Source organism: Alcanivorax sp. (assembly GCF_014762765.1).
Taxonomy (GTDB): Bacteria; Pseudomonadota; Gammaproteobacteria; order Pseudomonadales; family Alcanivoracaceae; genus Alcanivorax.
In genome coordinates this window covers 14,174-28,120 of record NZ_JABURH010000149.1, presented here as the reverse complement: position 1 = coordinate 28,120, position 13,947 = coordinate 14,174, and the positions used below count along the sequence as shown (strand labels likewise).

The following is a 13,947-nucleotide window of genomic DNA, read 5'->3' as shown; positions in this document are numbered from 1 at the left end:
TTCCATACCCCTAAAATGACTGAAATATTTTGCTGTCGTTATTTTTATGAAAAAAATTCCTACTCTCGCCCTGTGTCTGGGCCTGGGAGTCCTGGGTGGCTGTGCCTCGAATCAGTCCCTGGATGAGCTTCCTCCCATGCCCGCCGCCGAACCGTCAGTGGACGATGTCAATCTCGCCAACGGCATGGATGAGCCGATCCCTCTGGAAAGCACCCCGAACGAACCCAATCAAAACAATGACTTATGGGAAAGACTGCGTAAAGGCTACGGCCTTGACCTGACTGTGGAAAATGACCGCATTCGCGTTCAGCGCGACTGGTATGCCCGTCACCCGCAATATTTCACCCGAGTCACCACCCGCTCCGAACGCTACCTGCATTACATCATCGAGCAGGCTGAAGCCCGCAACATGCCATTGGAGCTAGCGCTGCTTCCCATTGTAGAGAGCGCCTTCGACCCCTTCGCCTACTCCCACGGCAGAGCGGCCGGCCCCTGGCAATTCATCCCGTCGACCGGTGATTACTTCGGTATGAAGCGCACCTGGTGGGAAGATCAGCGGCGGGACATTCTCAAATCCACCAATGCGGCGCTGGATTACCTGCAAAAGCTGTCGAACCGTTTTGATGGCGACTGGCTATTGGCTCTGGCGTCCTACAATGCCGGCGGCGGTACCGTATCACGCGCCATCCGCCGCAACGAAGAAGCTGGCAGACCAACGGATTTCTGGCACCTGGACCTGCCACGGGAAACTACCGCCTATGTACCCAAGCTGCTGGCTATAGCCCAGATCGTACAGGCCCCGGAGACCTACGGCGTCACGCTTCACCCGATCCAGAACGAGGCCTATTTCAGCACCGTGGAAACCGGCGGTCAGATTGATTTGACCCAGGCCGCCCGACTGGCGGATATATCCGTAGAAGAACTCTATTTGCTCAACCCTTCTTTCAACCGTTGGGCCACCTCACCGGATGGTCCTCACCGTCTTCTGGTGCCGGTTGATCGGGAAGAGCGCTTCCGTACCGGGCTGGCCGAATTGCCGGAAGGCCAACGGATGCAATGGGCCCGTTACGAAATTCGTCCGGGGGACAACCTGGGCGCGATTGCGCGCAAACACCGCACCACACCGCAGGTCCTGCGCAGCATCAACAAGCTGAATGGCAATACCATCATCGCCGGGCGCACCCTGCTGATTCCCGGGCCCTCGTCCGGAAAAGGCGACTACAGCCTCAGTGAAGAGGCCCGACTGGCTGCCAATCAATCCCGGGAGAGGAAAGGCCGGCAACGGGTGAATTACACCGTGCAGTCCGGCGATACCCTTTGGGAGATTTCGCGCCGCTACGATGTAGGCGTGAAGGAACTGGCCAAGTGGAACAACATGGCCCCCGGCGACAGGCTGCGTATCGGTCAATCACTGGCGGTATGGAGCGAATCCAGCCAGGGCGGCACCGTCACTCCTTCGAAAGATGACAAGATGGTGCGCAAGCTACGCTATGCCGTACGCAGCGGAGACTCCTTGTATGCCATTGCAGACCGCTTTAATGTATCGGTGAATGACATCAAGAGCTGGAACGACCGAGTCGCCAGCAATCGTTACATTAAACCCGGGCAACGGCTGACACTCTACGTTGATATTCGCAAAACATTCTAGAACCGCTCTGGCCCTTGTGGCCCTGCTCCTCGGCGTGGCCAGCCACGCCGAGGTAACCCGCAGCCACGGCTACCACCCCTTCGGCAACCTCAAATACCCTGCCGACTTTCAGCACCTTGCCTACGTCAATCCCGATGCCCCGAAAGGAGGCACTCTGCGCCTTTATGGCCAGGGTACCTTCGACAGCCTCAACCCCTATATTCTCAAAGGTATCAGCCCGGCTGATACCCCCGGCATGCAGATGTACGGTGTCACCGAACTGGCCGACAGCCTGCTGATGGGCAACCAGTCCCATAATCGCCTTGGCGATGAAGCGGGCGCCGCCTACGGCCTGATCGCTGAATGGGTGGAATATCCTGAAGACCGCAGCTGGGCCACTTTCCGCATCCGCGAACAGGCCCGCTTCCATGACGGCCACCCGATTCGGGCCGAGGATGTGGTGTTCAGCTTCGACATTCTGCTCAGCAAGGGCAAACCCGAGTACACCCTGCAACTGGCGGACCTGGCCAGTGTTGAGGCCGTGGATCCACTCACCGTGAAATTCACATTCAAGGAAGGTCGCAAGGATTTACCCCTGGTGGTCGGTTCGATCCCCATCCTGCCCAGGCATTATTGGGAAAAGAACGATTTCGAACGGGCAACCCTTACCCCGGCATTGTCCAGCGGACCTTATCAGGTCAGTTCGGTCAAACCTGGCAAGCAGGTGGTGTTTCAGCGGGTCAAGGACTACTGGGCAGCGGACCTGCCGGTTAACCGCGGACGCTACAACTTTGATCAGGTGGTCTTCGAGTTTTTCCGCGATGCAGACGTGGGTTTCGAAGCCTTCAAATCCGGTGATTATGACCTGCATTACGATTACAGCTCGAAGCATTGGGCTACTGCCTACGATTTTGCTGCCGTGAAACAGGGTCAGATCATCAAACAGGAAATCCCTCACCAGATGCCTCGACCGGTGCAGGCTTTCTTTTTCAATACCCGCAAAGCCCCGTTTAATGACCTGAACGTGCGCAAGGCCGCCAGCCTGCTATTTGACTTTGAATGGTCCAATCGCAACCTGTTCAGCAATGCCTATACCCGCACCGTCAGCTGGTTCCCCAACAGCCCCTACTCTGCGCCGGTTCCCGCCACGTCCAAAGAGCAAGACCTGCTGGCGGACCAGGCGGAACACCTGCCAGACAATTTCTTCAATGCCGACATCCATCCCCCTGTGAATGACGGCAGTGGCCAGATCCGCAATCGCATGCGCGAAGCGCTATCGCTGCTACAGGCCAGCGGTTGGCGCCTGCAGGATCACAAGCTGGTCAATGCGCAAGGCAAGCCGTTGCGTTTTACCGTCCTCAATTACCATAACCCCGGCATTTACCGCATTCTTGCCCCCTGGTTCCGTAACCTGAAGCGACTGGGCATTGAAGCCGACTACCGGGAAGTGGAGCCCGCCGCCTACAAGGAGCGCCTGGACAACTTCGACTATGATGTGGTGCTGTTTGTACTGCCGATGCGGGACTACCCCGGGCCGGAGCTGACAGATTATTTCGCGTCAAGCAGCGCGGATATCCCTGGCAGCAAGAACCTGGCGGGTATCAACCATCCGGTTATCGATTATCTTGTTCGCACCGCCCTGGCTGCAGAAGAAGAGGCAGAGTATGTTCTGAGCCTGCAGGCACTGGACCGGATGTTGCGCTACCAGCATTACGGCGTCCTGAATTACCATATCCGCCATCACCGGGTTGCCTGGTGGGACAGATTTTCCCGGCCCTCGGAACCGATACCGTTCGGGTTGGGTCTGGATACCTGGTGGATGAAAAATAAATAACACGCGCACGCTTCACGTAGCCATGCAACAAGCCCGGCCTCGTTTCCGCGTTGGCAGGTCCCGATTATCCGACGACAACGGAAGCGGCAACAGACAGGGTTGCCATCACCCACCCGTTGCGTGCTGACGGTAAGCGTGCCGCATGAAAAAAGGAGTCATTATGGCCATTCACAGCACTATGCTGCGTGGGCTGTTTGTTGGGCTGTGTGCGTTCACAGCATTGGCACATGCCGAGATCCACAAAAGCCATGCGATTGCCATGCATGGCCAGCCCCAGTACCCCGCCGGGTTCTCGCATTTTGATTACACCAACCCCAACGCTCCCAAAGGCGGCGAGCTGCGGCTGCATGTGATTGGCGGTTTCGACTCCCTCAACCCCTTTGTTTCCAAGGGCCGCGCTGCTGCCGGCATGGCGTTTCTGGATAACTCCTACCTGTACGATTCACTTACTGTCCGTGGTGAAGATGAACCGTTCACCCAGTACGGATTGCTGGCAGAAAGCATCGAATGGCCGGATGACCGCAGCTGGGTGCGTTTCCATTTACGTGAAGAAGCCCGCTTTGCCGACGGAGAACCTGTGCAGGCAGACGATGTGGCCTGGACCTTTCAGACCCTGCTGGAGAAAGGCAAGCCTTTCTACAGCTATTACTACGCAGCCGTAGAGCGCGTGGAAGTCAACGAGCCGCTCACCGTCACTTTCCATTTCAAAACCAGTGACAACCGGGAACTGCCGCTGATCATCGGTCAGCTCCCGGTGCTACCCAAACACCATTGGCAAGACCGGCAGTTCGACAAGGATGGCATGTTGCCCCCGCTGGGCTCCGGCCCCTACTCCCTGGCAGAGGCAAAACCCGGCAAGAAAGTGGTTTACCAGCGCCGCAAGGATTACTGGGCCCAATCGCTCCCCGTCATGAAGGGGCGCAACAACTTTGATCGCATCACCTACGATTACTACCTGGATGAAACGGCGGCTCTGGAAGCGTTCAAAAGTGGCCGCTACGACTGGCGCCATGAGAACAACTCCAAGCTCTGGGCCACAGCCTATAAGGGGCCGGCCTTCAAAAGCGGCGAAATTGTTACCGATGAAGTCAGCCACGGAAACCCCTGGGGCGCACAGGCTTTCATCTTCAATCTGCGCAAGGACCTGTTCCAGGATGAGACTTTGAGAGAGGCGATCGGTTACGCCTTTGATTTCCAGTGGTCCAACGACAACCTGTTCTATGGGCAGTACAAACAGAACCGCAGTTACTTTGATAACTCCGAGATGGCCGCCACCGGCCTGCCCTCCAAGGCAGAACTGGAACTGCTGGAGCCATACCGGGAGCAACTGCCAGAAGCTGTTTTCAACAAGGAATACCAGCCACCCAAAACCGATGGCTCCGGTCGCCCCCGTGAAAACCTGCGCAAGGCATCCATGCTGCTCAAGGAAGCCGGCTACCAGCTCCGCGACGGCCAGCTTTACACCCCGGATAACAAGCCGGTTCGCTTCGAGTTCCTGCTGAGCTCTCCGGCCTTCGAGCGCATCGTGCTGCCGTTCTCCCGCAACCTGAAGGCACTGGGTATTGTTGCCAACGTCTCCAAGGTCGATTCATCCCTGTGGGTTGAACGCATCCAGAATTTCGACTTCGACATGATTGTCTATCGCATGGGCCAATCCAGCTCACCCGGCAACGAACAACAGGAATACTGGTCTTCCGAGGCCGCCGACCAACCCGGTAGCCGCAACCTGATCGGCATCAAGAACCCGGTCGTTGATGCGCTGGTTGATAAAATTGTCGCGGCCCAGACCCGGGAAGAGCTGATCACCCGCTGCCGGGCTCTGGACCGTGTGCTGCAATGGCACCATTACAGCGTGTTCAACTGGTATTCCGACGAGTACCGCCTCGCCTACCAGTCACGCCTGCGCCATCCCAGGCTCGGCAGGTACGTAGGCATGGATGCGGCCCTGGATACCTGGTGGGATAGCACGGCTAAATGATGCGCTATTACATTGCCAAACGGCTGTTACTGGTTCTTCCTACCTTGTTCGGCATCCTGCTGCTGAACTTTCTGGTGATACAGGCAGCACCTGGCGGACCAGTGGAAAAGACCCTGGCGGAACTGCAGGGAATCGGTGGCGGTGGCACCGGTAGCAGTTTTGCCGGCGGCAGTGCAGACACCGTCAGCGGCGGTGAATACCGTGGTTCCAGGGGGCTGCCGCCGGAACTGGTGGAGCGCATCGAGAAGATGTACGGTTTCGACAAGCCTGCCCACGAACGCTTCTGGCTGATGATCAAAAACTACTTCAGTTTTGATTTCGGTGAATCCTACTACCGGGACCGCTCCGTCACCGAACTGATTGTGGAACGCCTCCCGGTGTCTATCTCCCTGGGGCTGTGGAGCACCCTGATTGCCTACATGATTTCCATTCCACTGGGCATTCGCAAGGCAGTGAGGGATGGATCACGCTTCGATGTCTGGTCGAGCACTGCCATCATTATCGGTTTTGCCATCCCCAGCTTTCTGCTTGGCATTCTGTTGATTGTGCTGTTCGCCGGCGGCTCGTATTTCGAGTGGTTCCCGCTTCGCGGGCTCACCTCTGACAATTTTGACGAACTGAGCCTGTTCGGCAAGATTATCGATTACGCCTGGCATATCACCCTGCCCACCATTGCCATTGTGGTCGGCAACTTCGCCACCCTGTCCATGCTGACCAAGAATTCCTTCATGGATGAAATCCGCAAGCAGTATGTGCAGACCGCCCGCGCCAAGGGGCTGAGTGAAAAGCAGGTGCTATACGGCCATGTGTTCCGCAACGCCATGCTGATCATCATCGCCGGCTTTCCCGCCGCCTTTATCAGTATGTTCTTTACCGGTGTACTGCTGATCGAATTTATCTTCTCCCTGGACGGTCTCGGCTTGCTGGGCTTTGAATCGGTGATCAACCGGGACTACCCGGTGGTCTTTGGCACCCTGTTCATTTTCACCCTGATCGGCCTGTTGCTTAAGCTGGTCAGCGACCTGACCTATATGTGGGTGGATCCCCGCATTGACTTTGAACGGAGGGACAACTGATGGCTCTGCCCTCCCTGCGTTTGCGCAATCCGGTATCCGCCCGCCAATGGCAGGCGTTTCGCAGCAACCGCCGTGGCTACTGGTCGCTATGGATTTTTCTGGTGTTGTTCATCCTCAGCCTGGGCGCGGAATTCATCGCCAACGACAAGCCCCTGCTGGTCCACTACGACGGCGAGCTCTACACCCCGGTATTCAATGCCTACCCGGAAACCACCTTTGGCGGTTTTTTCGAATCGGAAGCCAATTACCGGGACCCGGTGGTGAAAGATCTGATCGAAGAGAACGGCTGGATACTCTGGCCGCCGATTCGCTTCAGCTACAACACCATCAACTACGACCTGAGCGAACCGGCCCCTGCCCCACCCTCAGCGGAAAACTGGCTGGGTACCGATGATCAGGGCCGTGATGTAGCCGCCGGATTGATCTACGGCTTTCGTATTTCCGTACTGTTCGGGCTGATGCTGACGCTGTTCTCCAGCATTGTCGGCATTATTATTGGTGCCATTCAGGGTTACTACGGTGGCTGGCTGGATCTGGCCGGGCAGCGTTTTCTGGAAATCTGGTCAAGCATGCCGATCCTGTTTCTGATCATCATCATCTCCAGCTTCGTGGTACCGAGTTTCTGGACATTGCTGATTATCATGCTGCTGTTTTCCTGGATGACTCTGGTGGATCTGGTGCGGGCCGAATTCCTGCGCTGTCGCAATATGGACTATGTACGCGCCGCCCACGCCATGGGAGTGCGAACACCGGTGATCATGTTCCGTCATATGCTGCCAAATGCCATGGTGGCCACCATCACCTTCCTGCCATTCATTCTCAACGGGGCCGTGGTGACGCTCACATCCCTGGACTTTATCGGTTTCGGTCTCCCCCCGGATTCGCCGTCTCTGGGCCGCCTGGTGGGTCAAGGGAAAGCCAATCTACACGCTCCCTGGCTGGGAATCAGCGTCTTTGCCACGCTCACTGTTATGCTGACCCTACTGGTGTTTATCGGTGAAGCCGTCCGTGATGCCTTTGACACGAGGAAGTTTCTTCAATGAGCCTCCTATCCCTGCGCGGCCTGACCATTCGATTCGGCCAGGATGTGGCCGTGGATAATATGTCCCTGGATCTGGAACCAGGCCACATGCTCGCACTGGTTGGGGAATCCGGTTCCGGCAAATCCCTGACTGCCCTGTCGATCCTTGATCTACTGCCCGATAGCGCCAGTTGGCAGGCAGAGGCTCTTTCGCTGGACGGCGAGAATCTGCTGGGGCTCACGGAAAATCGCAAACGGAGCCTGCGCGGCGGCCGCATCGGCACCATTTTCCAGGAGCCTCTCACTGCTCTGAATCCGCTACATACGGTGGAAAAACAGATCAGCGAAAGCCTGTTTGTTCATCAGGGTATGAGCCGTCAGAAGGCCCGCAAACGCTGCCTGGAATTGCTCGGCCAGGTGGAACTTCCCGCGACCATGGAAATGCTGGGGCGCTACCCGCACCAACTCAGTGGCGGCCAGCGTCAGCGGGTAATGATCGCCATGGCCCTGGCCAACGATCCACAGATCCTGATTGCCGACGAGCCCACCACCGCTCTCGACGTAACCGTTCAGGAAACCATCCTGACCCTGATCAAACGATTGCAGAACGAGCTGAACCTGTCGATTCTGCTGATCAGCCATGACCTGGCGGTGGTCAGTCGCTTTGCCGATGACATCCTGGTCATGCACCACGGCAAGAAGGTAGAAGCCGGCCCCACTGCACAGGTGCTGGCAGAACCCAAGGAGGCTTACACCCGGCACCTGATCAGCTCTGAACCCCGCGGCAAGATGCCACCACTGGCGGAGGATGCTCCGGTGCTGCTGGAAGCCACCACCATGGCGGTCACCTTCAAGGAAAAACGCAAGAGCCTGTTCTCCCCTGCTCCGTTAATGCGTGCGGTGGACGAAATTGATCTTAGCGTAAGGCGCGGCGAAACCCTGGGCATTGTCGGCGAATCTGGCTCCGGCAAATCCACCCTGGCACTGGCGTTACTGCGTCTGGTAAAAAGCCAGGGCCAGATACTCATGGATGGCACTGATCTGCGCCAACTTAACCACAGGCAAATGCGAGGCTGGCGAAGTCGCCTGCAGGTGGTGTTCCAGGACCCGTTCGGCAGCCTTAATCCACGCATGACCGTGGGTCAGATCGTGGCGGAAGGCCTTGCCGTGCACGCCAGCGCCATGTCCAGTCAGGAAAGGGATGGCAAGGTCATCCAGATGCTCGACGAGGTAGATCTGCCGGCGGAAGCCCGCCACCGCTACCCGCATGAGTTTTCAGGCGGCCAGCGGCAGCGGATCGCTATTGCCCGGGCCCTGATCATGGAACCGGAGCTGCTGATTCTGGATGAACCCACCTCAGCCCTGGACCGGAGTGTGCAATACCAGATTCTGGAACTGCTTAAATCACTGCAGAAGAAACATGATCTCAGCTATCTGTTTATCAGCCATGATCTGAAAGTCATACGCTCCATCTGTCACCGGGTCATGGTGATGAAAGATGGCAAGGTGGTGGAACAAGGCGATACCGACGCTATTTTCGATCAGCCGCAGCACGACTATACCCACAAGCTGATGTCGGCGGCCTTTGCCTGAACCCGCAAGGGAAACACACCGTTGCATTTGACGTCCCGTGAAGAGGCGTCAAACCCTGTTTAATTGCCTATACTTGGCCCAGTCGTTATGTTGGCCACCAATTGGAACAACCAGAACCACGAGGGATGACCATGGGATTTCTAGCAGGCAAACGCTACCTGATTGTCGGCGTCGCCAGTGACCGCTCCATTGCCACCGGTATTGCCGAAGCCATGCACCGTGAGGGTGCGGAGCTGGCCTTTACCTATCAGAACGAGAAACTGAAAAGCCGGGTCGTCAAGGCCGCTGAACGCTATGGCAGCAGCGAAGCGTTCTGCTACCCCTGCGATGTTGCCAGTGACGAAGAAATCGAGGCGGTATTCACTGCCCTGGGCAGTCAGTGGGACGGACTGGATGGCATTATCCATGCGGTCGGCTTTGCCCCCGGTAATGAACTGGATGGCAACTTCGCGGAAGTGGCAACCCGGGAAGGTTTCCGTATCGCCCATGACATCTCCAGCTACAGCTTCGTTGCCCTGGCCAAGGCCGGCCGCCAGATGATGGCAAACCGCAATGGTTCGCTGCTGACACTCACCTATCATGCCGCACGCCAGACCGTGCCAAACTACAACGTGATGGGTCTTGCAAAGGCCAGTCTGGAAGCCTCTGTTCGTTATCTGGCGTCCAGTATGGGCCCGGAAGGCATCCGCGTTAACGGGATTTCCGCCGGCCCAATCCGCACCCTCGCGGCATCGGGCATCAAGAAGTTCCGCAGTATGTTGGACTATAATGCTGCCAAGGCTCCGCTACGCCGCAATGTGACCATTGAGGAAGTGGGTAACGTGGCAGCCTTCCTTTGCTCTGACCTGGCTTCCGGTATCACCGGCGAAATCACCTACGTTGATGCCGGTGCCAGCACCGTATCAATGCCGTTTGAGATGGATAGCGAGTAAGCCAAAAGCAAACCCGAAACCGGGACTGCAGGCATAAAAAAAGCTCACCATTACTGGTGAGCTTTTTTGTTTCTACCGTTCGCGTTATTGATCGGTAGAGTTGCTGCTCAGGCGTTCCGGGTTGAGATCCACATCCCCTTCGTCACGCAACAGTGCAACGACCTGACGGAAGCTGCGCTGCCCTTCGATATTGCCAAGCTCAAGCAATGCGGCCTGTTGCTGGGCATCGGACAGCGGCTCAGCATTACCGTCTTCAACACGGGTTACCTGATAGGCAACCAGAGATCCATCACCCACGCGGGTCAATTCAATGGCTGAGTTTTCACCTTCCTCTGGTTTGGGCAAGGCAAAAGCACCATTGACCACTTCCATGGAGGGCTCTGCACCACCACGCTGAAGGCCTTCCTGTTCTTCAATGTCGCTTTCGAACAAGGCAGCAATATCATCAAGTGTTGCCTGCTGCTGTAGCTTTTCCTCTGCCTGGGCAGACAATTCCTGAACCTTGTCAGCGGCAAGCTCACCTTTGAGCCGCTCACGAATGGCAAAGGAAACGTCTTCCAGAGGGAGAGCCTCAGCCGGCTTTTCTTCAACGATGCGTACGGCCAGGTACTCGCCGGGCGCGATCTCGATCAGATCACTGTTGTGGCGATCCTTGCGAACCTGATCGCTGTTGAGGGCCTGTTGAACCTGCGGGGAAGTCAACGGCTCTGGCAGGGCCGACAGCGGCACCCAATCCGTAGTTTTCACCTTAACGCCTACCTGCTCGGCAGGAACGATCATGTCGCTATGCTCGTACAGCAGCTCTTCCAGGCGTGCCACATCTTCATTCAACAGGGTTTCTGCACGGCCCTGCTTGAGATCTGCACGAATTTGGCCGGCAAGATCTTCAAGTGTGGGCAAGTCCTGATCACGGACAACATCAGATACCTTGATCAAATGGACACCGGCATCAGTAATTACCGGATCAGAGACCATACCCGGCTCAAGATTGGCAATGGCCTCTTCCATCTCCTCAGGTAATGCGCCCTTGGAAACCACGCCAAGGTCACCACCTGCATCGGCAGAACCCGGGTCGTCGGAATACTTCGCTGCCACATCGGCGAAAGATTCTCCTGCAGCAATAGCTTGAGCGGCCTCGTTTGCACGAGCTTCAGCCTGCTCAAGATCCCTGTCGCCATTAATCTCGACCAGAATGTGCGCCACGTTGCGAGCAGTGCCAGCACCAGATTCTTCCATGATGGAGCGGCGCACCTGGTACTCTGCGGCCACGTCCTCCTCGCTCACGGACACCTGATCCGCGTAGTTCTCAGCAGCCAGCTTCACATAGGCAACACGGAATTCTTCCGGGCGCATGAACTCTGCCTTGTTGTCTTCGTAGTACGCCTGAACCTGTTCGTCTGTGACGGTAAATTCACTACGTAGAACGTTCAGATCCAGAGTCACGTAACGAATATCGCGGACCTGTTCACCCAACCGGCGCTGTTCATTCAGCTCCGAAGGTAATGCAAAATTGGTTGCCAGGAAGCCATTGCGATACTGCTCTTTAAGCATATCCTGACGCAGGCCACGGATATAACCCTGTGGCGTCATGCCGCGGCTACGCAGTTCCCGCTCGAAACGAGTCTCGGAAAACTTGCCGTTTTCCTGGAACAGGGGGACCTGATAAATGTCACGGGCAGCTTGGGTTTCGCTGAATGCCAGATCAGCGTTCTCCGCTGCTGCCATGATCAATTGCTCATTAACCAGACCTTCAAGAACCATTTCAGGTCGCACAAAGGAATCCAGCATGGATGGATCAATATTCGGACTCTGCTGGCGCAGCATGTCACGAACACGTTCAACGCGCTGATTGACCATACTGCGGGTGATCTTGTTGCCTTCGACTTCGGCAACCACATCCCCGCTTCCACCACCGGTGAAATACCCGTAGAAACCGGAAATGACAAAAGGAAGGATAATCGCGGCAAGCAGGACCTTGCCCACGGGACCGCGGACAAACCGTCTGAACTCCTGCATGAAATTACTCCGTAGGGACTCTTATTAAAACCTGAATCCGTGACTTCAGCATGGTTTCAGGTGAAAACTTTCGAATTCGATCTTGTTATGTGAGAACCGCAACTGGTACCGCAGGTTCCCTAAACGGAAAAAAGCGCACCCGCTTACGGCTGCGCTTCCTCAACGCGACCCCCGGCGTGACAGGCCGGTATTCTAACCAGCTGAACTACCGCTCCAGCAAACAGTTTAGTTCACCGCGTCTTTCAGTGCCTTACCGGCTTTGAAGCCCGGTACTTTGGCGGCGGCGATCTGAATGGTCTGGCCAGTTTGCGGGTTGCGGCCTTCACGAGCAGCGCGCTCTTTTACAGCAAAAGTACCAAAACCTACCAGAGAAACGCTGTCACCTTTTTTCAGGGCGCCAGTAACCGCTTCCAAAGTAGCATCCAGTGCACGACCTGCGTCGGCTTTGGAAATATCCGCGCTAGCGGCAATCGCATCAATCAACTCTGACTTATTCACAAAGTTCCCCTTTCTGTTTTTCCCGGTTTTATGGTCGAGGCGTGATGTACTCTCCTCCTGAGCAAGCCGCCTTTATACCAACGGGTATAAGGAGCGTCAAGAAAGGAAAGGTATCATCGCACCCAAGTTAAAAAAAATGAAAAACCATATAGATCAATAATTTAAAAAGCTTCAAATCCGACCCGTTAATGTGTACTGGGACGCTTTGTGCCTTCCTGGTTTTTCTCTTCTGCGAGCGCCAAATCCTCTTCCTGTTCCGCTTCGCTCAGCGGGCTGGGTTGATGAGTCAGCGCCACATCAAGCACCTGGTCAATCCATTTAACAGGACGGATATCCAGGGACGACTTGATATTGTCAGGGATCTCTTTGAGGTCCCTCTCATTTTCTTCCGGTATCAATACCGTCTTGATGCCACCACGGTGAGCGGCCAGCAATTTTTCTTTCAGGCCACCGATGGGAAGCACCTGGCCGCGCAGGGTAATTTCACCGGTCATGGCCACATCCGCACGGACCGGGATCCCGGTCAGTACAGAAACCATGGCGGTACACATGCCAATACCCGCACTGGGCCCATCTTTCGGAGTCGCACCCTCTGGCACATGCATGTGCAGATCGTTGCGCTCCAGTGTGCGGCGTCGAATTCCAAGGGTACCGGCACGGCTTTTCACAACTGTCCATGCAGCCTGAATAGACTCCTGCATCACATCACCCAGGGAACCGGTAGAGATTACGCGGCCTTTGCCCGGAGTGGAAACACTTTCGATGGTGAGCAGCTCGCCGCCCACGGAGGTCCATGCCAACCCGGTAACCTGTCCAACCTGGTCTTGCTCTTCCGCACGACCGAAACTGAACTTGCGCACACCAAGGTAATGTTCAATCAGCTCTTCAGACAAAGTAACGGTCTTGGCTTCGTTCGCCAGCAAGTGCTCCTTGACCACCTTGCGGCAAATCTTGCTGACTTCTCGCTCCAGTCCTCGGACCCCGGCTTCACGGGTGTAGTGACGAACCACATAGCGCAGCACGCTCTCGTCGAAAACCACTTCGTCTTTCTTCAGGCCATTGTTCTTGATCTGTTTCGGGACCAAGTACTGGAGGGCAATATTGACCTTTTCGTCTTCCGTATAGCCTGGCAGACGGATCACTTCCATGCGGTCCAGCAAGGGTGCCGGAATGTTCATGGAGTTGGAGGTGCAGATAAACAGGGTTTCCGACAGATTATAGTCAACCTCCAGATAATGGTCGCTGAAGGTATCATTCTGTTCAGGATCAAGTACTTCCAGCAGAGCTGAGGCCGGATCACCACGGTTATCCATACCCATCTTGTCCACTTCATCGAACAGGAACAGCGGGTTCCTGACGCCAACCTTGGACA

General features: G+C 56.1%; 10 protein-coding genes. 7 read left to right on the top strand and 3 right to left on the bottom strand.

What is annotated here, in order from left to right; translation table 11 throughout:
- Positions 1-46 precede the first annotated feature (46 nt).
- The 7 genes from HUJ17_RS10795 to HUJ17_RS10765 all read left to right on the top strand — a co-directional run bounded on the left by HUJ17_RS10795 (position 47) and on the right by HUJ17_RS10765 (position 10,061).
- Positions 47-1,648: a LysM peptidoglycan-binding domain-containing protein gene (locus HUJ17_RS10795; RefSeq protein ID WP_290510695.1), complete on the top strand. Its 1,602-nt coding sequence runs from the start codon at positions 47-49 to the stop codon at positions 1,646-1,648.
- Positions 1,649-1,664: 16 nt separating this feature from the next.
- Entirely contained in the window at positions 1,665-3,461 is a 1,797-nt protein-coding gene (locus HUJ17_RS10790) for an extracellular solute-binding protein (RefSeq protein ID WP_290510694.1), read from the top strand.
- Positions 3,462-3,621: 160 nt separating this feature from the next.
- Positions 3,622-5,439, top strand: coding sequence for an extracellular solute-binding protein (locus HUJ17_RS10785; RefSeq protein WP_290510693.1), 1,818 nt, complete (start codon positions 3,622-3,624; stop codon positions 5,437-5,439).
- Complete coding sequence (locus HUJ17_RS10780) at positions 5,439-6,515, top strand: microcin C ABC transporter permease YejB (protein ID WP_300149036.1); 1,077 nt, start codon at positions 5,439-5,441, stop codon at positions 6,513-6,515. Before HUJ17_RS10785 ends, HUJ17_RS10780 begins: the two co-directional genes overlap by 1 nt.
- 14 nt (positions 6,516-6,529) lie before the next feature.
- Positions 6,530-7,558, top strand: a complete 1,029-nt coding sequence (locus tag HUJ17_RS10775) for an ABC transporter permease (protein ID WP_300149039.1) — start codon at positions 6,530-6,532, stop codon at positions 7,556-7,558.
- Entirely contained in the window at positions 7,555-9,129 is a 1,575-nt protein-coding gene (locus HUJ17_RS10770; protein WP_290510690.1) for a dipeptide ABC transporter ATP-binding protein, read from the top strand. Before HUJ17_RS10775 ends, HUJ17_RS10770 begins: the two co-directional genes overlap by 4 nt.
- Positions 9,130-9,260: 131 nt before the next feature.
- Complete coding sequence (locus HUJ17_RS10765) at positions 9,261-10,061, top strand: enoyl-ACP reductase (RefSeq protein WP_300149028.1); 801 nt, start codon at positions 9,261-9,263, stop codon at positions 10,059-10,061.
- A gap of 84 nt (positions 10,062-10,145) precedes the next feature.
- On the opposite strand, the gene HUJ17_RS10760 is transcribed toward HUJ17_RS10765, so the two are convergent.
- The 3 genes from HUJ17_RS10760 to HUJ17_RS10750 all read right to left on the bottom strand — a co-directional run.
- Entirely contained in the window at positions 10,146-12,077 is a 1,932-nt protein-coding gene (locus tag HUJ17_RS10760) for a SurA N-terminal domain-containing protein (protein WP_290510688.1), read from the bottom strand.
- Positions 12,078-12,302: 225 nt separating this feature from the next.
- Positions 12,303-12,575, bottom strand: a complete 273-nt coding sequence (locus HUJ17_RS10755; protein WP_035244197.1) for an HU family DNA-binding protein — start codon at positions 12,573-12,575, stop codon at positions 12,303-12,305.
- Between the two features lie 185 nt (positions 12,576-12,760).
- Positions 12,761-13,947: S16 family serine protease (locus HUJ17_RS10750; RefSeq protein ID WP_290510687.1), on the bottom strand; the 1,187-nt coding region annotated here is incomplete at its 5' end.